This window comes from Bradyrhizobium sp. LB13.1, assembly GCF_054056815.1.
The window spans coordinates 6,857,697-6,876,625 of the sequence record NZ_JBSRYQ010000001.1 but is presented as its reverse complement, the minus strand read 5'-3'; the positions used below and the strand labels follow the sequence as shown (position 1 = coordinate 6,876,625).

Sequence of the window (18,929 nt, the reverse complement as noted above, 5' to 3'; positions counted from 1 at the left end):
GCTAGACCCGCCTCACGTTGATCTCGACGGTGCGCGCTTCAGCGCTCCGGTCAATCACGGTGAAACCGCCTGCGCGCAGCACCGGATCAGTTTCGACCTGCGTCACCGCATCGAGATCGATGACATCCGGCGCGCTCGGACTGAAGTCACCTCCGCGCGAGCCACGAAGCTGCGCACGACGCGGGTCGGTGGTTGGGACAGCGATACCTTTGCGGAACGCGCGCTGTGCAGTCGGAACCGGCATCGTTGCATCCTCAAACTGCCCGGCAAAACGCTTGCGGCCGTCTTGGTCGAGAAACTTCCCGCTGCGAAGCATGAAAACAGTCATAACCAGCGGCTCCGGCACAGGCTCCGCAGCCGGCATCGAAGAGGGGTCCTGCGGGACCGGCTGCTGACCCCCACGAATGGCGTTCTGCATCGACTTCAGCTCAGCGAGCGCGAAGTTGGCCGCGACTTCGATCTGGCCCATCGTGCTCTGAATGAAGCCCGCCACTTGGCCGGTCTCGAAATGCCAGCCGATGTCAGAAAGAGCATCAGCAAGATCGCGAGACGTCTGCAAGTAGATCGGCAAGACCGCCTCGATCGCGGCGACCTGCTTGTGCAGCTTGTCTGCGGCAGCAGAACGCCTGACGTGCTCGCGTTCAGCTTTGATCTGGTGCTCTGCTTCGGCCTTGTCGCGCGCCAGAACGGTGAGCGCGTCGTCGATGCCCGTCAGCGCTGATGCTGCCGCATCCACGAGGCCCTGCAGATTGTTGAGAGCGCGCTGATCATCGAGGTCGCCCGAAAGCAGCGCATGCTGACGAGCCTTGATGGCCTTGTCCAAGGCGAGCTGTGCCGTCTCGCGTTTCGCAACGAGCTGTTCGCCGCGCGTCGTCAGCGCCACCGTGGTTTCGAGATTGTGCATGGGGTCTTTTCGGAATGGATTTTTCATGCGGCCAGTCTACGCCGCTGCGGCGTGAGTTGCGTAGATCGGGCACGTGGAACGCGCCACATTCAGTGCAGTTATTTTTGGTGCGCTCCACATTCAGGCACTTCCGATCACGCGCGAGCCGGGTTGGCCGACTTTACGAAGTAAGACCTCCGCCAGATCAGCAATGGCGCATCAGCAGTGCCACAGGACCGCTACTGGAACTCCGCGGTCGCCGGTCGAACACCAGACAGTTGCGGTGGCCATCCCCTGCCCGTTGTGATAAATGTTAGCTTTCTTAGTCTTGGGAGGTTGGCATGAAAGCTCCCCGGAACGGCGGCTATCGACACTTGATTTATCTTATCGATGGCACTTGGTTGTGGGCTGGCAGCCAACACACGCTTGACGTTTATTCAAATGTCTACCTCATGAACACGCTGCTGAACATCGACGATAATTCAGGGCGCGCTCAGATATTCGACTACAGCCGAGGTCTCGGAGCCGTTGGGGGACTGAGGGGCTACATCGACGGTGGATTTGCGAACGGCATCGATGCTTTGATTGCCGACGTGTACGTGAACATCTGCGCAAATTACCAGCAAGGTGATCGGCTCTATATCTTTGGCTTTTCCAGAGGAGCTGTTGTTGCCCGGGCACTGACCGGTCTTTTAGGAATGGGGATCCTTGACGATGAACACATCAACATGTTCGCGTATGTTTGGGCGGATTACATCGGCGAGGCCGAAGTATTGGAGCCCGGCTTTAGGGATGATGGACCTCGGAAGGAAGGAAAAAAAGTCAACTATAAGGACTTCATGTGTGACCCCCAGCCGAAAATTGAGTTCTTGGGTGTTTTTGAGACCGTATCTGGCGGATACGGCTTAACGTCCAATGCTCAAAGGCTGCGGCTCGAAGAGCGAAAACTGCACGCTTACGTTAAGAATGGGCTCCAGTTACTGGCGATCGATGAAACAAGGAATTACTTCAGGCAGATCATGTGGACTGGCGTGGAGGGAAATTCGTTTTTAGAGCAGATTTGGATGCCCGGTGTACACTCGGATATTGGTGGCGCTTACGCGATCAGGACGCTGGGTGACATCGCGTTGATGACGATGATTGATCGAGTGCTCGCAAGAACCGACTTGAGCTTTGATATACCTCGATGTCGGGAATACAATCGGAAGCTAAGCGCAAATTTTCTCAGAATTCACAACGAGCGCGCGCTTATGTACTGGCGCTTTCTGAGCCCGCGCCCGGTTGCGCGACACGTTAATCTGGACATCAAGGAGCAATCAGTTCATCCACTCGCCAACTACTTAGACGGCAAGCCCGTTCAGTATAAGAACCAGCCTGAGTTCATTTATCGACTGTCGCCGGCCATCAAAGGTTTGGCGAGGGCAAAAGAGTTTTTAACAACCAATTTTCAGACCGTCTTCTGATATGCTTGATTCCGGCGCAGCTCGTGCGGCTCTGACCACTTAGGCCAGAATGCTCGCAGCCGGTTCTCACCTTTGACGCGCGCGGGCGCACCGCCGCGATGCTTCTCGATGTAGGCGAGGAGCCGTGCCGTATGGATGATCCACACGTTGGCGCGCTTTTCGGCGATGGGACGACGCATCTGCGTGGCGTGGTCGATCCAAGTGTAAACCGCTTGGTCGCTCACGTCACACACGGCGGCGGCCTCGGCGACCGTCAGGAACAATCGCTCGGGAAGATCCTCCATCACGTCACCGGCCTGACCGAGCCGGCGCACGCGGTCAGCAAGTCTCGCAGCGACGGCGGACAGTTGGTCAAGTTCGGCAGCGAGCGCTTTCTGCTCGTCTGTCATTGCACACCCTCCTCCGCAAGGACGGCCCAGCATTCATTGTGGGTCCATGCACACGGCTTTTCGAAGTTGCGCATCGCAAGCTGAAAATGTTGATCGCAACGCAAAGAGGCGCGCAATTCGTCCTCGCGACGCATGCGCGCATCGGCTCGCATGGCCTCGTCCAGCTCAACCAATAACGCCATCAGTCGGCGTGCCTCACGACGGCGGGCTTCGAGGTCCGCCAAACTGTCGAGGCGCTTGCAGCCGGTATCGAACTGGTCGAAGAGAGGGGGCAAGCGCGTTCCACCGGGCACGGCGGCACTGCTATTGCGACCTGCGTGCCGATCAACTGCCTCGACGATCGTTTTCATCCGCCAACGCGGCTGCTTCTTCTCGTAGCCATCGGGCGCCACATGACGCAAGGCACGGCGGACAGTTTGCCGATCAAGCTCCAGCATGTCGGCGGCGCCGAACGCGGAAACGAGTTTCACGTTGAGTTCCTTTCGTTGTTGTTGTCGCTCTCGAAATTCGCCATCTCTAGTCGTGCCGGGCGCGCGGCGCGACCCGCCCCACCGTCCGGTCCGACTAGGACCCTAAGACAAAGCGCCCCGAGCCTTCGCCTTGCCGAAGTTGCCCAACTCTCGATCGGCGCCACCGACGCCGTCGTGACCGATGACCCATCTGACCCGAAAACTCCTACTTCTCTAAAACCCTCCTTCTTGCCTGTCTTTTCCCTGTCACTTCCCTCGTTTCTCATCTTCTTCAGCAATTGAAAGAAAAGGGGTCATTACGGTCACAGCAGCTCGAAAAACAAAGGTGTTCAGAGACTTGCGTCGATGACCGCTGTCGTGACCAGAGACGTCCTTACGCCGCTTTCGTGGTCATCGGTCAGTGACCCGCGATCGATTTGTGACCCGGTGTCGTGACCGGCACGCATCTTGACGATGGTCTCGCGGTCATTCCAGCTCACTGGAATGAGCGAGTTGACCTCGCGCGCCGGGTCGGTCGCGGTCGTGGTCTTTCCCTCGAACAGCCGGCTCTCATAGGCGGCGCGGTGGTAGCGAAGACCTGCCGCGTTCAGCGCAATGCCGCAGTAGTAACGGCTCGCGCTATCGCGCATCTCGTTGCGATCGATGCCGATGCGCGCGTCGCCCATGGCTTTCAGCGCTTTGGCGACCGCTTCGTTGGTCGGCAGACGCCGAGCTTCGCCCTTCAGCTCAAGCCACCATGCCGAATGAGCCAGACAGAAGTCGGAGGAGCGAAGCCGGGCCATCGGATCAAACTCGACGCAGTCGGCGAGGAAGCCGGCAACGAGGTTGCTGTCCTTATGGATCGCGTCGGCTGTCTCTTCAATTGCATTGGTGGTCTCAATGGAGCCCCGCTCCAGTGCCCTGCGAAGCCCGGCAATCGCCCAATTCAGAACGCCCGGCAGTTCGGTCGCCACGACCAGCTCGCCGGGCTTGGCGAAGCCCCGGCGCAATGCCTCAGCGGCAGCGCCGATCGGCTTGCGGTTGGAGAACTGGCGCGACACTTCGATTACGACCATGCGGTCAACGATCGCGCGCGTCGCCTCCTTGAACTGCGGCTGGAAGTTGGTCGCCCAAAAGATCGGCGCGCGGATCACGGTGTTGATCATCGGACCGTTCTTCACGTTGATCTGAACCGGGTCCTGCGTGATGATCGATTTGACGTTGGTCGAGAAGTTCCACTGGCCGTTAAAGGCTTCGTGCAACACCCACGGCGCCCGATGCTGGAACGGCATCAGGCCATGCGTCCCCTCGACTGAACCAATAGGCGCACTGATCGACTTGCCGAACAGGCCGGCAATGACATCGAGCGGCCCCGACTTACCGAGGTTCTGGATGCCCCAAAACACGCACGCCTTCGACAGCGAGCGCGGCTTCTTGTCGATCAGCGCGCAGCCGAACAGCTCTTGAACGACACGCACAAGATCGCTCTGATCGTCCTTGTCGCCGAACATATCGCCGATCATGGTTTCCCACCACGGGCACGTGGCGGTGGGGTCATAGTCAAGATCGATGCGCCACGTGCAGAAGTGATCAGCGCGCGCGATCTCCAGCTCGCCCGTGCGCGGATCGACCAGCCCCGAGCGCGTCGGGATTTTGCCGTGCTGGTCCCACGGGATTTCATCCTCGCGGAAAAGCTCAGGCCGCGCCTCGATCCAGTTGCGGGTTTCGTTGCGCATCTTGGTGCTGTTCTTGAAGCCAAGCCCGACGCAGGCTTTCTCGATGCGCACGTTCAGCCATCTCGGCTCGACGCGCAGCTCCCACACGCCAGCCTTGTAGAACCACGTGTGCTTATTGATGTTGATGATCTGCTCGCCTGCAGCGCTCATGTGGGCGAGCACGGCCTTGCCGAGCTGCACGTGCTCCTCATCCTTGCGCGTGATCACGGGGCGCAACGGCACGACGTTGTCGCCGCTGGCGGTCTGGCGCGCGTCAGACTCGGCCTCGCGCTTGACGATCTCATTGCGCGTGGTCATGCCGGCCTCGACCCCCTCGACGGCCTTCAACGTGGGGTCCTTCTTCTTCTTGCGCTCTTCAGGCGGATGCTTACGGACCCAATCATCGCAGTCGCGGCGGATGTTGCGCTCCTCGCGGCGCCAGTTCCAGCGGTTGCCGTAGTCGCCGGCCGCGACCTTCGTCGCCGCAAGCAGGATCGCGACGACCTCATCGATCGCCATGCCACGGCTCAGCATCGAGGCCGCGCACTGGATTTGCGTCTGATGGATCGAATTCTCGCCGCTGCCCATATAGATCATGGCGTTCAGCCGCGCCTCGACGTCGATCGGCGCCTTGATATCGAACTTCTTTGCATATTGCGCAAAGAAGTCGTCCTCGATCTCCCGCACGGTCGCACCACGCTGGCGAACCTTGCGCAGCATCACGGGCGACTGCTCGCTGAACCACTCTTCGAGATCGTCCAGCTCATAGCGGCGATCGGGATCGAACGACGTGATCTCGACCTCGTTCCATGCGCCGTCCTTGGTGTTGTGCGTGCCGGGCAGGCGCAGCACGCGACTGACTTCGCAAACGGCGGGATCACCGGCAACGATGTCGCAGAGCTGCCGCAGCGCGGCCTCGATGCGCTCGCGCTCGGCTTGCGTGTCGATCGGCTCCTTGAACAGCCAGTAGGCGTGCACGCCGCCACCGGAGGACACGGTCGCGCTCGGCAGGATGCGCAGGCGCGACAGCTTCTGCAGCACGTCAGCGCGCGGATCAGACCCGAGACCATCGACCTTGTTGAAGTCGATATCGGCAAACAGTCCGATCGACTGCTCGACGCCTTCCTTGCTGCGGCGCTGCACGCCCGCCTTCATCGAGGCGAGGCAGAAGAACAAGCCGCGACCGGGCTTGTCCCATTTATTGGCGAACGCCGTGATCTCGACCGGCTTGCGCGTGATGACGTGGCGCTCGCTCGCCTGCGTCGGGTCATCGCGATCATTGGCGAATGAGCACGTGTAGACCGGACCGGTCGCGTTGGCGAATAGAGCCTTCAGAAACTCGACAGGCCCGATCTTCGGTTTCAGGTCGCCGGCTTGCGCGCAAGCGCGCGCGCTGCTATCGATGATGCGCATTTCAAAATCTCTACTGGTGATGAGGGGGCGGCCTGTGGCGGGCCGCCTTTCTTGTTCAGGTAGGCTGCGGCCTGCTACGCCGCCTGCTCGCGAGACCGGCGCCACGCAGCGGCAGCCTCGCGCGAGATCAGCACGCGGGTGCCAACGTTTGAACGTGACAGGCATCAAACCCTGCGGTTTCAGTTTGTAGAAGAGCTGCACGCTAATGCGGTGACGTGCGCAGAACTCGTCGATGCTGTAGGCATCGACGTTGTCGAACCCAATCGGCTTGTGGCCGGTAACTCCGGGGGGCGTCATTGGTTGTCCTCCTTCCATACAATTCCGTGGGAATAATCTGGAGGACTGCGCCGCTATCTCCTACCGCATTTGCTCAGATATTTTTGGCCGCCGAATGCGGGCCGCGCTCGGCGATATTTCCCAACGTACCCTCCGGCAACTTGGGGAAATCGAGATCAATCCAAGCGGCTTGCATGAAATCCACGAACCGAGAAGTTCTCGCCTTCGGAGGGGGACGACCTATCTGGTGGAAATGGAAGGCGCGGAATGCCCGTACGAACTCGCCCGCTAAGATTTCAGATCGGCCGGCTTGCAGCGGTGGGGTCAAATAGTAATTCTTCTCAAGGGCTTGGTAACAGCGGTGAATGGTCTTTACCGCGTCAATTATCTCCTCCCATTCCGACCCTACATGACCATCTTTCACTGTAAAACCCATGGCAAGTGGCATCATCATGGACAGTTCAAGAGTGCGCAGCCACAGTGCGCCTTGATCGACCTTCTTCACCTCCTGAAGCGCTCGCTTAGCAATTTTCCTCGCTTCAGCAGGCAACTCATACCAGACGATCCGGTCCACAGCGGAGTGCCCTAGCCGCTCAACGGCGTCGCACAAGAGCTGCTTGTTTCCTTTGCCGTACTCCTCGACAAATTCATCAATGAGCAATTTACCCTTGCCCCGCTTCAGCAACAGGTCACCATTCGCCATCCGTCGCCGTAGCTTGTCCACTGCGGCGAGTTGATTGTGTACGCCCCGGCGCCGTGCTTGTGTTTTCGATGTCTTAGCCATTCCTGCCGTACTCACGGTTGCTTTTTGACGGTGCGGCCTGACGCGCAGAGGGCCAGAGGAACTCTCGCCATCAGAACAAGTGATCTTGAAAGCGACAGTGCGTTTCTCAAAGTCGCTTGCTCGTCGTAACGGGGTTTCGGCCGTCACGAATTGCGGTGGCAAAAGTCGCTTAGCCGAGGCTAAGCTACATGATGGCCCAGCCGATTTAGCTTGCCAAGGCCAAGATATTCTCGTCACTCAGCGTCTCACACCGTAGCAACGCTCTGCGCGAAATCTCGTCACTGTGCTCGGTGATGTACTTCGAATAAGTGCGCTCGATCATCTGCACGCTCGTGTTGTGCAAAGACGCGACCAGCCGGATCGGAACGTTGGCGAGCAGCATGCGCACGATGCTCGAATGCCTAAGTGCATAGATCGTCACTTCAGCCGGGTCGCGGCCGATCGCAGTAACTATCTTGTCGATCTGGCGATGATAGGTCTGGCCCGGATTGTCTCCCCAAGCTGTGCCGTCGCTCTGCAAGAACAAGGGTGCGGTGTCAGGACGGCCCTTCGCCGCTTCTCGCAGCTTTGCCGCGAGCTGCAGCGTGATCGGCACGCTGTAGCGCTCGTGTTTCTTCTTGGCGCGATTGCGCCCGCCGCCCTTGGCTGACTTGGGCATCGACAATTTGGGGCGTGCCGGATGAGAATCCAGATCGGCAACGCGCAACCGCACGGCTTGGCTCGGTCGCGCGCCAGTGATCGCCAGCGCGTCAACTAGCAAACCGAGCTTGTCATCGAGGCCATATGCGCCGGAAACGAATTGCCGCACCTCCTCATCCGACAGGATCACGTTGCGGGCTTCTTGCGCATCCGGCAAGCCGGCTAGTCCAACGTCCCATGCTTGCTTGTTCTGGATCCGCTGATCATGACGTGCGGCAAGCTCCAGAGCGGCGCACAGGCAACCGCAGAGGCGATTGACGGTCGAAGCCGCCATCTTGGAGAGCAGACCGTCGCGCCACTTCTGCAGCTCATTAGATGTGAGAACGACGATCGGTTTAGCGAGCAGCACCGACGTGAGATGAACACGAGGCCATTGGGCATTGTAAGGATTGGAGCTGCGCGCCTTCAGATCGGCCTCATAGGCGGTGAGGGCGCCGTCTACAGTAATGGGTGCATTGTCGCCGCTGCCATTGTCGCCGCGCGCCAATCGCCTTGCCGTGTCCTGCGCCTGAAAAAACGTCAGCACTGCTTTGCCGTCAGCGTCGGCGAAGTCGTCGGCATCGGCGATGCGCTTGGTCCAATAAGCGCCGTGACCGTTGCTCGCCTTCACCACCCAAGTGCCGTTGGTACGGTTGCGGCGATAGAGCAACGAGACGCCGCGCGCGAGCGAGGGGCCGGGATAGGGTTTGCGGCGAATTTGCAATTTCAGGCGAGCGCTGCGGCTCTCCAAAGCGCTGTGACGGACCTTCCGTGCCATGTGTGTCCCCGGTTTCGTCCCAATGGTGTGTGGGAAGGTGTAAGGAAGCCTGTGGCACAATGTGGCATCGTTCGCTGGCAAATCAACGACTTAGCCACTCCACACGGGTATCCCCGAGACCACCCGCATATTTATTTTCCCCTGCGCAGGGAAGGCCGAGTGATTTGGCTACACCTGTATGCTGCTGTGCGGTTTCCTTGCGCTACATTTCGCGCAGCGGACCGTGGGTGCCAGCCGGCACCCGGCCTTCCCTGCGCCCTCCTGGACAAGAGGGTGGAGCGACGAAGCAAAGCTCGGGCGGAATGCGCCGCGAGGACGCGAAGGCGTGTGCAAGACGGCCATCTTAAGCGCAATTTCCCGCACGATCTTCTCGGTTACCAGCGCCGGCGTGGCAAAGCACGCGCTGCTGTTGGCCGGAGCGTGCGCTTTCGTGTTCTGCTTTCGCTTACCCATGGCCTGGATTTGAGCGCCGGATTCTTTTGATCGTCGCATTGGAGAGAACCACGAACGTCGTACCGCGCTGCGTGCTGACGTTGGCGTTGGCAAGATAGCGCTTCTGATGCTCCCGAGCGGGCAACCGGAGGCGCGATTGATACTTAAATAGAACTGAGAATTCTCGTATCTTGCCTCGGCCCTGGGCGGCTGAGCCCGCGCGTTGATCGGTCTCGAACACTTCAAAAGCGACTGGCCAGGCCCTTCCAGAGTAGCGCTGGAAGCACGCCAATTTGCTTAGCTCGATTCCGCAGGTGAGCGCGCCCCGGAGTTCGCGAGCGGCCGCGTTGGATTATAGCAGTTGACTAGTTCTAAAAAAGAACTGTATCTTCAAAGAAGAGACGACTGGTCGTAACGGTCGCGATATGCGGTTGCAGCCCTGGATGGGTCCGGTTCAGCGAAGTCGAATTCGGCTTGGAGGACGCAGGGCGCGAGCAGGCAGCCGCACAGTAACAGCGCTATGTCCCCGAAAAGGGCGCGGCGCGTTTGGGAGGACGAGAAAATGACGCCGACATGGAAGCTCGTGGCTGCGCTGACATTACTCTTGTGCGGCCCGGCACTCGCGGCCGACGAACCGGGAGTCTCTGCGACCGAGATCAAGATCGGCGGGGTGTTTCCGTTCAGCGGCCCGGCGTCGTCGATCGGTCTCGTGGGCAAGGGACTGATCGCCTACATTCAATCCTTGAACGACCGCGGCGGCGTCAACGGACGCAAGATCAACTACATCGCCTATGACGACGCGTACAGCCCGCCCAAAGCGGTGGAGCACGTCCGCAAGCTCGTTGAGAGCGATGAAGTGGCGTTCATGTTCGGCCAGCTCGGTACTCCCGGCATTTCGGCGACAGCGAAATATTTGAAGGCGAAAGGCGTGCCCAGCATTGCAATCGTCAGCGGATCATCAAAATTCACCGACGTCGCCGCTTACCCGCTGACCACGACGGGCCTTGTCAGCTACGATACCGAAGGAAAAATCTACGCCAAATATCTGACCAAGACGCTGCCGAACGCCAAATATGCGATCCTCTATCAAAACGACGACCTCGGCAAAGATTACGTCAATGCCTTCAAGACGTTTCTCGGCAAGGACTACGATCGAAAAGTCGTCAGCGCTTCCTACGAGGTCACCGAACCGACCGTCGATTCACAGATCACCAATCTGAAGAGCTCCGGCGCCGACGCGTTGATGATCGCGGGAACACCGAAGTTCGCCGCGCAGGCAATCCGGCAAGCCTCTTTGATCGGCTGGAAGGCGACCGTCATCATCGACTTTCCGTCCGGTTCGGTTGGAGGCACGCTCACCCCGGCCGGCCTCGACAAATCAGTCGGCGTGATCGTCGGGACGATCAACAAGGATATCCTGGATCAGGCGTGGAAGGACGACCCTGCCATGCAGGCTTACCGGAGCTTTCTCGACAAATATTTGTCGGGTGTCGATATCACCAACGGCAGCTATTTGACCGGTTATCAGCAAGGCATCCTGCTCGAGCAGATCCTGAAGCAATGCGGAAATGATCTGTCCCGCCAGAACGTTCTTGCGCAGGCCAAGAACCTCAGGGATTTCGTCGTCCCGACCGCGCTGCCGGGGATCAAGGTCAATACCAGCGGCGCCCAGAACATGATCTGGACGCAGATGCGGTTGCAGCGGATGGTCCGGCACGAGCTGGGAAGCTTTCGGGGAAGTGCTGGACGCGAGCTCCGAATAAAGCGCGCAACCGGCGAGGTGGCGTATCCGGCACGGCCTGCGTACCGGCCGCCCGCGCGATTGTCTTTCCAGCAATTACGGAGACCATCTCGATGTCGACGAAGGCTCTGAATTTTGCGCCGCGGGAGGTTCGCATCGAGCGTCGCCCCGACGGCGCGCTGATCTTGCGTTCGCCCCTCGAATGGGCGCCGTGCGACTGGCGCGTCACCGATTTTCTGCCGAGTTGGGCAGCTGCCGTTCCGGACCGAGTTTTCCTTGCGCAACGCAATGCCGGGGGTGGATGGGACGAGATCACCTATGGCGAGGCATGGTCGCAGGTCCAGGCAGCCGGCCAAAGCCTGATCGATATGGGCGCAAAGCCCGCCGACAAGCTGGCAGTCCTGTCAGGAAACTCGATCGAGAACGCGGTGATCTCGTTTGCGGCCATGTCGATCGGGGTCATCCTGGCGCCAATATCGCCAAACTACACTCTGATGCCCGGCGGCCTGGCTCGTCTCAAGGATATCGCGGAAACGCTGCGCCCGAATTTTGTTTTTGTTCAGAGCGGACGCGATTTTTCCGCGGGCCGCGCCATTCCCGAGTTGGCGGAAGCGGCCTGGATCAGCGTCGATGGTGCGCCGGATACGGTGCCTTTCCGCACCCTTGCGGCGCGAACCGGGAGCGAAGGGTTTGAGCGGGCATCACGCGCCGTGTCTTGCGATGCCGTCGCCAAAATTCTCTTCACGTCCGGTTCGACCGGCTTCCCGAAAGGCGTGCTCAACACCCACCGCATGATGGCAAGCTCCCTGCAAATGGGGAGCCTGCTGGTGTCACCTCCGGAAGCGCCGGTTCAGGTGGAGTGGCTGCCCTGGCACCATACGATGGGCAGCAACGTCATCCTTCACGGCATTCTCAAGAACGGCGGGACGCTCTACATCGACGATGGCCGGCCGCTGCCGCAGCTCTTCCACAAGACGGTTGCAAATCTCAAGGAGATTTCGCCGACCGCCATGTTCAACGTACCTGCCGGCTATAATCTCCTGTGCGACGCGATCGAGAACGACCTTGATCTTGGTGCCAGCGTGTTCAAAAGGATGGATCGGCTAAGCTATGCCGGCGCCGCCATTTCACAGGCCACGCTGGAAAAACTCTATCGATTGACGTTTGCGGCCACCGGCCGGCGAATTCCGGTCATGTCCGGCTACGGCACCACCGAAACGGCCCCGACAATCGCCACCACCCATTGGGCGACCGATCAGCCGGGAGAGATCGGTCTTCCAGCGCCAGGCCTGCAACTGAAACTGATCCCTGTGTCCGATACCTACGAGGTCAGGATCAAGGGACCCAACGTCACTCCCGGTTATCTCGGAAGGCCGGATTTGACGGAGCAGGCTTTCGACGAGGAAGGATTCTACCGCATCGGCGGCACGGTCTCGTTTCTGGATCCCGAGAAGCCGGAGCGCGGCCTGCGGTTCACCGGCAGAATCTCCGAAAATTTCAAACTCGCGAACGGCACGTGGGTCACGATCGGGAATATGCGCGCGGCACTCCTGGCGGCAACGCGTGGCGTATTGCTGGACATCGTCGTCGCGGGAGAAAATCGTGAATCGTGCGCGCTGCTCTGCTGGTTGAATCCCACCGAGGCGGCGAGGATTTCGAAAACCCCGGCCCCGGATCTGACCAGCGACCGTCTCGTGCTCCAGTTTTTGAAGGATCGTCTTCAGGAGTACAACGAGACCGTTGGAAGCAGTGAAGCAATTTGTTCTTTCTCGCTGCTGAAGGACGCGCCGTCATTGGCGGCAGGAGAAATCACCGACAAGGCCTATGTCAATCAACGTGCGGTGCTGAAACACCGCTCTGAACTGGTGGAACGTCTATACTGCAACGAGGCACGTCAAGACGTGATCCGGGTCTGAGGGCTGGTTCAGCCGTTCGCTACCGTTGCGGCTTTCGATGCGCTCTCGAGCGATCGACCTCAGGCGGCGCTCCGGCGGGTCTTTGCCTTCGGCTTCTCTGGCGCCGCTATTGCCGGGGTGCGGCGAGCACCGGGGCCGGGGTGGGTATGAACCTCCTTGGCCGAAAGCGGTTCGCCGCATTCGGAGCAAATCATGACCGGATCGAAGTCCTTGCCGCATTTGCGGTGTTGATGCAGCAAAGGCCGCCCGCGCGCGTCGACCATATGAGTGTCGCCCCAGTGCACGATCGCCATCATGATCGGATAGAGATCGAGCCCCTTCTGGGTGAGGATGTATTCGTGCCGCTTGGGCGAGTCCTGATAGGGGATACGACGCAACACGCCCTGCCGGACCAGCTTCTTCAGCCGTTCGGCGAGCAGATGGCGTGTGATACCGAGCGAAGATTGAAATCCCTCGAAGCGGCGTGTGCGCAGGAAGCACTCACGCAGAATCATGAGGGTCCAGCGATCGCCGATCACGCCGATGGTCCGGGCCATCGAGCACGGCTCTTCCTCCAGCTCACCCCATTTCATTCAAGATCTCCAGTCTGCTCGCGGCTTCCGCTCGAATCGTCCAGGGAGCTTTTGGTCCCGCTACCATTCTAGATCGGTACCTAACTCGAAACAATCCCTTGCCAAGCAGGATAAAACAGCAGGGATTACGTCGGAATTGACAGTTCGTTTTTAGAACTGTATCAATAATCAGGAGCCTGGGTTCGACTGGCCGACCGTCGAACCTCACCATCCAACGCGTTTTCCGGGAGAGGCCGACATGCCCCTGAAGGTTGAATTTCAATTCGATTTCGGCAGTCCCAATGCTTATCTGGCGGAAGTCGCCATCCCGGGGATCGAGCAGCGCACCGGGGTGAAATTCGAGTATGTCCCGGTTTTGCTTGGCGGCATCTACAAGGCGACGGGCAACATGTCGCCGTTCGACTCGCTCCGTGGCATCAAGAACAAGCCGGAATACCAGGCGCTGGAGACCCAGCGATTTATCCGTCGCCACAACATCACGAAATTCCGCCAGAGCTCGTTCTTCCCCGTCAACACGCTGATGCTGATGCGCGGTGCTGTCGCTGCGCAATTCGAAGGTGTGTTCCAGCCCTATTTCCGCGCCGCCTACCATCACATGTGGGAAGAGCCCAAGAAGATGGACGACCTCGAAATCTTCCGGCGTGCTTTTACCTCCTCGGGCATCGATATCGACCGGCTGCTCGCACGTGCGCAGCAGGACGACGTCAAGAAGAGGCTGATCGATCTGACCAACGACGCCGTGAGCCGGGGGGCATTCGGTTCGCCGACATTCTTCGTCGGAAAGGAGATGTTCTTCGGCAAGGACCAGATCCGCGACGTCGAGGAGTCGATCGTCGAACAGACCAGGCAACCCCTTCCCAAGACCGCCTAGCGGCGCCGGCTGTCCGGTTGAGGCGAAAGCCAAGCACCCGGACCAAAAATCAAAAGTAAGCTCAGGGAGAAAGCCATGCCTGGCCCGCTTAGCGGTGTTCGTGTCCTCGATCTGACTGGCGTCGTGTCGGGTCCCTTTGCGACCATGTTCCTGGCGGATCAGGGCGCCGACGTGCTGAAGATCGAGCCGATCGGTGGCGATATCACCCGCCGCAGCCGTGCCACCATCGACAAGGATGGAGAATTTTCGGCGCTGTTCATCTCCTCGAACCGCGGCAAGCGTTCGCTGTCGATCGACGTCAAGAGCCTCGCCGGTCGCGAGGTGCTCGGCAGGCTGATCGCGCAGGCGGATGTGCTGGTGCAGAACTTCCGGCCCGGCACCATGGAGCGCCTCGGTCTCGGCACGGAGGAATTGCGTCAGCGCCATCCGCGCCTGATCTACGTTTCGATCAGCGGAGTCGGCGATACCGGTCCGTATGTGAAGAAGCGCGTCTATGATCCGATCATCCAGGGCCTGTCGGGCTTCGCCGATATCCAGTCGCAGCCGGTCACGAACCGGCCGCAGATGATCCGCACCATCGTATGCGACAAGACCACCGCCGTGTTCACCGCGCAGGCGGTGGCGGCCGCGCTCTATGCGCGCGAGAAGACCGGGCAGGGCGACCACATCCAGGTTGCGATGCTGGATGTGATGATCTCGTACCTGTGGCCGGAAGGCATGATGCAGTACACCGTGGTCGGCGCCGAGGCGGCGGCTGCCGATCCGAATGACCGGCCGGATCTGGTGTTCAAGACCAGCGACGGTTACATCACCGCCGGCACCATTTCCGATTCCGAATGGCAGGGATTTTGCCGTGCCTCCGGCGATCCCGAGCTTGCCAAAGATCCCCGGTTTGCGACGCCGTCGGCGCGTTCGGTCAACGCCACCGCGCGGATCAACAAGATGGCGGAGTATATCGCCCAGCACACGACCGCCGAATGGCTGGAGCGGCTGGATGCCGCGGACGTCCCGTGCGCGCCAATATTGCGGCGAGGCGAAATCATTCACAACGAGCAGGTGGTCGCGCGCGGCATCATCGCGGAATTCGATCAGCCGAAGGTCGGCCGGGTGAGGCAGCCGAAGCCGGCGGCTCGCTTCGAAATTAATGAAGCCGCGATCGGCGGACCTGCGCCGCGGGTCGGCGAGCACTCGCGCGAGGTGTTGCGCGAGCTTGGCTACGACGACGGCGCCATCGACAGGATGGTCGCCGAACGCAGCTTGCGCGTGGCCGTCTGATCCGAAGCCCTTCTCGCGACCGCCGAGAGGCTCTCAGATCTTCGCCGCCGCCGCCGTAATCGGTCCCGTCGGAACGTTGGCCTCGACGGCGCGCCGATAGGCTTCTCGGCCTTTGATGTGTTCAAGGTAGGGTTGCGCGTTGTCGCAAATGTCGACGCCGTAAGCGACGGCCCAGTCCAGACACGTCGCGAGGAGGATGTCGGCGCTGGTGAATTGCTGACCCATCAAGAACGTCCGGCCGTCTGCCAGCGCGACCTCCACGTGTCGCAATTGTTGCCGGAAGTATTCCCCGGCTTGTGCGACGACCTCGGGCGCAACTCCATAAATGTTGTCCCAGCGCATCCGCGCGGTGGCGGCGCATGACGTAAAGGCTCGTGGAATCGAGTTCGGCCACGATAAAGAAGCACCATTCGAGCCACGCGGCGTAATCGCGGGCGGCGTCTGGAATCAACGAGCATTCCGGCGTGGAATACATCCGCGACAGATAGGCAACGATCGCAGCACTTTCGCCGATACAGAAGTCGCCGTCCTGCAGCAGCGGGATCTTCTGGCGGGGATTGAGCCTGGTGTATTCAGCGGTCTTGGTCTCGCCTGTCCGTGGCCCGATCGGCTTGACGCTGTAAGACAAGCCAAGTTCGTGCATGGCCCAGTGCGCACGGATCGTGCGGCTCGTACCGGCGCCCCACAGGGTGAGATCCGTTGTGCTCATCACCATTTCTCCACTGACGGGCGAAGGTCGAGTTCATGGGTCCAGCCGTCGCGGCTTTGCTGATGGGCGAACCAATACGCTTCGGCAATAGAGGACGTCTTCGTCAGGCTGTCCGGGGGGATATCGCTTGCCTCGATTCCTTTCGCCGCTTTCATGCGCTGGTGAATGGCCTCGCTGTCCACGCCGGCGTCGATAATGAGGTGGACGACGTGGATATTCTTCGGTCCAAGCTCGCGCGCCATGGCCTGGGCTACCGCGCGGAGGCCGAATTTCGCCGAGGAGAACGCCGCAAAACCCCGGCCGCCTCGGATGCTGGCGGTTGCCCCGGTGAAGAAGATGGTACCGCGTCCGCGCGGAAGCATGACACGCGCTGCCTCGCGTCCGACCAGGAATCCGGCATAGCAGGCCAGTTCCCACGCCTTGAAGAAAAGCTTTTCCGTGGTGTCCGTCAGCAGCTTGTTGACGTTAGATCCGGCATTGAAAAGGCAGACCTCGATCGGTCCGATATTCCTTTCGACCTCGGCAAAGAGCTTCTGGACCTCGGCTTCTCGACGAGCATCGACGCTGAACGCGTGAATGCGGTGGCCCACAGCGGCGAGTTCATCTACCAGTGCTTCGGATTTCGCCGCGTCACGCCGGCAGACACAAACCGTATAGCCGCCATTGGCGAACCGCCGGGCGACGGCCGCGCCGATGGCGTCGCCTGCGCCAACGAGTATTGCTACGCCGCGATTTTCCATCCGTTTCTCCCGTTGGTATAAGTTCTTATTTGGTACTAGAGATACTTGTTGTCGGCGGCGTTGTAAAACAGAATTCTATAAACTGTCGGAAAGCGGCAGGTTTGCTGTCCAGATGAAACGAGAGAGCCAAGTCAGGATTAGCGATTGACGAGTTCTAAAAAAGAACGTTAACTCCACGCCACTGCACCGCGGCAAAAAGGCGGCGCACGTTTTTCGGGAGTGTGGCGGTGGCGGGTCTTTCAGAGGCGATCGATCTCGATGAGATTGCTGTAGGGTTGCCGCGCCGCATCCATGACGTGACGGCCGACCATGCCGCCGATGCCCCGGATCGAATCGCTCTGGTCGAAGGCGGCGTCGGCTGGAGCTATCGTGACCTGGACAAGCGGGTCAGCGAGACAGCCGCCGTCCTCTCCTCACTCGGGGTGCGAGCAGGCGATCGGATGATCATCGTCAGCGAAAATTGCATTTCGCTGGCGGCCTTGCTCCTTGCGGCGAGCCGGATCGACGCCTGGGCAATCGTCGCCAACCCGCGATTGTCAGCGCGGGAGCTCGACCAGATTCGCGACCACAGCGGCGCCCGCCGGATGTTCTTTGCATCGGATGTTTCGAAGGAGGCCGCAGTCCACGCATCGCGCCTAGGCGCGGAGAACAGGCAGTTGGGCCCGCTGCCGAACATCGGCGTCGGGCCACTCAACGAAAATGCAACGGTCGAGCCGGTGGAAGCGGACCCCGCGAAGCAAGTTGCGGTGCTGATCTACACGTCGGGCACCACGGGGACGCCGAAGGGCGTGATGCTCTCTCATGACAATTTTCTGATCAGCGCCAGGACCACAGCGCATTTCCGCAAGATGAATCGAGACGACAAGATCTACCTGGTGTTGCCAATCTCGCATATCGTCGGCATCTCGCTCCTGATCATGACCTTGATGGTCGGCGGCACGGTGCGGATGGTCAGCAAATTTGATCCCGCGGCGACGGCAAAGGCGCTGGCGGAGGAGGGGATAACCATCCTCAACGGCGTACCCGCCACCTATCAGCGCCTGCTGGAGTACAAGAGTGTGTCGGGTCTGCATCGGCTCGATCCTGGCTCGTTGCGCTTGATCGCCGTGGCCGGCGCGCCGCTCGATCTCAATCTGAAATCGCGAGTGGAGCAGGAGCTCGGCCTGCCGCTTCTCAACGGCTACGGGATCACTGAATGTTCGCCGGGGATATCGGGCGTGCGCTTCGACGCACCGCGTGCCGATCAGGCGGTCGGCACGCTGCTGCCGGGAATAGAGGGGCGCATCCGGACTCTCGACGGCAGACCGGCGTCGAAGGGAGAAGTCGGAGAGCTCCACGTCCGCGGGCGCAACGTGATGCGGGGCTATTACCGCGCCCCGGAGCTGACGGCCAAAGTGATCGACAGCGAAGGCTGGTTCAATACCGGCGATCTAGCCCGTTTCGACGGCGATTGCCTCTATATTGTCGGTCGCACCAAGGAAATGATCATCCGCTCGGGCTTCAACGTCTACCCCGCCGAGGTCGAAGCGGTCCTCAGTTCGCACAAGGACGTCGTGCAATGCGCGGTGGTCGGCCGTGCCGCAGACGGCAATGAAGATATCGTGGCTTTTGTGCAATTGCTGCCGGGGGCGCAGGTGACGCCGGCGGATCTCATGAGCTTCGTCCGGATCCAGCTCACCTCCTACAAGCGGCCGTCCGAAATCATCGTTCTCGACGCCTTGCCGGCGACGTCTACGGGCAAGATACTCAAGCACAAGCTCGCGGAGTCCTTGCGCGCGGAGGGCGGAGTCCCTCCGGCGCCGATCGTCCCGCTTCGCACACAACAGATCTAACCTGACCGGGAGA

14 protein-coding genes and 2 pseudogenes are annotated in these 18,929 nt (G+C 60.2%); 6 read left to right on the top strand and 10 right to left on the bottom strand.

Annotated features, from left to right (window positions below; genetic code table 11):
• Position 1: 1 nt before the first annotated feature.
• Positions 2 to 904: a hypothetical protein gene (locus ACVWYI_RS33210; RefSeq protein ID WP_456664227.1), complete on the bottom strand. Its 903-nt coding sequence runs from the start codon at positions 902 to 904 to the stop codon at positions 2 to 4.
• A 320-nt stretch (positions 905 to 1,224) separates the two neighbouring features.
• Here ACVWYI_RS33210 and ACVWYI_RS33205 point away from each other — a divergent pair, with 320 nt between their 5' ends.
• Positions 1,225 to 2,346, top strand: a complete 1,122-nt coding sequence (locus ACVWYI_RS33205; protein WP_456664226.1) for a phospholipase effector Tle1 domain-containing protein — start codon at positions 1,225 to 1,227, stop codon at positions 2,344 to 2,346.
• Here the strand turns inward: ACVWYI_RS33205 and ACVWYI_RS33200 are convergent.
• The 5 genes from ACVWYI_RS33200 to ACVWYI_RS33180 all read right to left on the bottom strand — a co-directional run bounded on the left by ACVWYI_RS33200 (position 2,331) and on the right by ACVWYI_RS33180 (position 8,720).
• A complete protein-coding gene (locus tag ACVWYI_RS33200) occupies positions 2,331 to 2,735 on the bottom strand; it encodes a hypothetical protein (RefSeq protein ID WP_456664225.1) in 405 nt (134 codons plus the stop codon). The two genes, ACVWYI_RS33205 and ACVWYI_RS33200, sit on opposite strands and share 16 nt — an antisense overlap.
• Positions 2,732 to 3,205: a hypothetical protein gene (locus ACVWYI_RS33195; RefSeq protein ID WP_456664224.1), complete on the bottom strand. Its 474-nt coding sequence runs from the start codon at positions 3,203 to 3,205 to the stop codon at positions 2,732 to 2,734. Before ACVWYI_RS33195 ends, ACVWYI_RS33200 begins: the two co-directional genes overlap by 4 nt.
• Before the next feature lie 329 nt (positions 3,206 to 3,534).
• Entirely contained in the window at positions 3,535 to 6,312 is a 2,778-nt protein-coding gene (locus ACVWYI_RS33190) for a hypothetical protein (protein ID WP_456664223.1), read from the bottom strand.
• A gap of 370 nt (positions 6,313 to 6,682) precedes the next feature.
• The gene (locus ACVWYI_RS33185) at positions 6,683 to 7,372 is read right to left on the bottom strand and encodes a hypothetical protein (RefSeq protein WP_456664222.1); all 690 of its coding nucleotides are present in this window, start codon (positions 7,370 to 7,372) and stop codon (positions 6,683 to 6,685) included.
• Between the two features lie 205 nt (positions 7,373 to 7,577).
• Positions 7,578 to 8,720 carry a tyrosine-type recombinase/integrase gene (locus ACVWYI_RS33180; RefSeq protein ID WP_456664221.1) on the bottom strand — a complete coding sequence of 381 codons (1,143 nt, stop codon included), beginning with the start codon at positions 8,718 to 8,720 and terminating at the stop codon, positions 7,578 to 7,580.
• A gap of 1,102 nt (positions 8,721 to 9,822) precedes the next feature.
• Here ACVWYI_RS33180 and ACVWYI_RS33175 point away from each other — a divergent pair.
• Together ACVWYI_RS33175 and ACVWYI_RS33170 are read left to right on the top strand one after the other, a co-directional pair.
• Positions 9,823 to 11,023: pseudogene (locus tag ACVWYI_RS33175) on the top strand (ABC transporter substrate-binding protein).
• A 91-nt stretch (positions 11,024 to 11,114) separates the two neighbouring features.
• Positions 11,115 to 12,917 (top strand): AMP-binding protein, encoded by a 1,803-nt coding sequence (locus ACVWYI_RS33170; RefSeq protein ID WP_456664220.1) that lies wholly within the window; start codon positions 11,115 to 11,117, stop codon positions 12,915 to 12,917.
• Positions 12,918 to 12,976: 59 nt separating this feature from the next.
• On the opposite strand, the gene ACVWYI_RS33165 is transcribed toward ACVWYI_RS33170, so the two are convergent.
• A complete protein-coding gene (locus tag ACVWYI_RS33165; RefSeq protein WP_247348488.1) occupies positions 12,977 to 13,489 on the bottom strand; it encodes a winged helix-turn-helix transcriptional regulator in 513 nt (170 codons plus the stop codon).
• 238 nt (positions 13,490 to 13,727) lie between these two features.
• On the opposite strand from ACVWYI_RS33165, the gene ACVWYI_RS33160 reads away from it, so the two are divergent.
• Together ACVWYI_RS33160 and ACVWYI_RS33155 are read left to right on the top strand one after the other, a co-directional pair.
• Complete coding sequence (locus tag ACVWYI_RS33160; protein ID WP_247348485.1) at positions 13,728 to 14,360, top strand: 2-hydroxychromene-2-carboxylate isomerase; 633 nt, start codon at positions 13,728 to 13,730, stop codon at positions 14,358 to 14,360.
• 75 nt (positions 14,361 to 14,435) lie between these two features.
• Entirely contained in the window at positions 14,436 to 15,635 is a 1,200-nt protein-coding gene (locus tag ACVWYI_RS33155) for a CaiB/BaiF CoA transferase family protein (protein WP_247348483.1), read from the top strand.
• Between the two features lie 33 nt (positions 15,636 to 15,668).
• On the opposite strand, the gene ACVWYI_RS33150 is transcribed toward ACVWYI_RS33155, so the two are convergent.
• The 3 genes and pseudogenes from ACVWYI_RS33150 to ACVWYI_RS33140 all read right to left on the bottom strand — a co-directional run bounded on the left by ACVWYI_RS33150 (position 15,669) and on the right by ACVWYI_RS33140 (position 17,084).
• Positions 15,669 to 15,977, bottom strand: coding sequence for a glutathione S-transferase family protein (locus ACVWYI_RS33150; protein WP_456664219.1), 309 nt, complete (start codon positions 15,975 to 15,977; stop codon positions 15,669 to 15,671).
• Positions 15,978 to 16,155: 178 nt separating this feature from the next.
• Positions 16,156 to 16,278, bottom strand: a pseudogene (locus ACVWYI_RS33145) (glutathione S-transferase family protein); the annotation flags it as partial.
• A gap of 65 nt (positions 16,279 to 16,343) precedes the next feature.
• On the bottom strand, positions 16,344 to 17,084 hold the full coding sequence (locus tag ACVWYI_RS33140; protein WP_247348478.1) for an SDR family NAD(P)-dependent oxidoreductase: 741 nt from the start codon (positions 17,082 to 17,084) through the stop codon (positions 16,344 to 16,346).
• Positions 17,085 to 17,311: 227 nt separating this feature from the next.
• Between ACVWYI_RS33140 and ACVWYI_RS33135 the strand changes: the two genes are divergently transcribed.
• Positions 17,312 to 18,916 carry a class I adenylate-forming enzyme family protein gene (locus ACVWYI_RS33135; protein WP_247348476.1) on the top strand — a complete coding sequence of 535 codons (1,605 nt, stop codon included), beginning with the start codon at positions 17,312 to 17,314 and terminating at the stop codon, positions 18,914 to 18,916.
• Positions 18,917 to 18,929 lie beyond the last annotated feature (13 nt).

Excerpts from the sequence above, each read along its gene's own strand:
- ACVWYI_RS33210 (WP_456664227.1), bottom strand. The coding sequence starts at position 904 with ATGCACAATCTCGAAACCACGGTGGCGCTGACGACGCGCGGCGAACAG.
- ACVWYI_RS33205 (WP_456664226.1), top strand. The coding sequence starts at position 1,225 with ATGAAAGCTCCCCGGAACGGCGGCTATCGACACTTGATTTATCTTATC.
- ACVWYI_RS33200 (WP_456664225.1), bottom strand. The coding sequence starts at position 2,735 with ATGACAGACGAGCAGAAAGCGCTCGCTGCCGAACTTGACCAACTGTCC.
- ACVWYI_RS33190 (WP_456664223.1), bottom strand. The coding sequence starts at position 6,312 with ATGCGCATCATCGATAGCAGCGCGCGCGCTTGCGCGCAAGCCGGCGAC.
- ACVWYI_RS33185 (WP_456664222.1), bottom strand. The coding sequence starts at position 7,372 with ATGGCTAAGACATCGAAAACACAAGCACGGCGCCGGGGCGTACACAAT.
- ACVWYI_RS33170 (WP_456664220.1), top strand. The coding sequence starts at position 11,115 with ATGTCGACGAAGGCTCTGAATTTTGCGCCGCGGGAGGTTCGCATCGAG.
- ACVWYI_RS33165 (WP_247348488.1), bottom strand. The coding sequence starts at position 13,489 with ATGAAATGGGGTGAGCTGGAGGAAGAGCCGTGCTCGATGGCCCGGACC.
- ACVWYI_RS33160 (WP_247348485.1), top strand. The coding sequence starts at position 13,728 with ATGCCCCTGAAGGTTGAATTTCAATTCGATTTCGGCAGTCCCAATGCT.
- ACVWYI_RS33155 (WP_247348483.1), top strand. The coding sequence starts at position 14,436 with ATGCCTGGCCCGCTTAGCGGTGTTCGTGTCCTCGATCTGACTGGCGTC.
- ACVWYI_RS33150 (WP_456664219.1), bottom strand. The coding sequence starts at position 15,977 with ATGCGCTGGGACAACATTTATGGAGTTGCGCCCGAGGTCGTCGCACAA.
- ACVWYI_RS33140 (WP_247348478.1), bottom strand. The coding sequence starts at position 17,084 with ATGGAAAATCGCGGCGTAGCAATACTCGTTGGCGCAGGCGACGCCATC.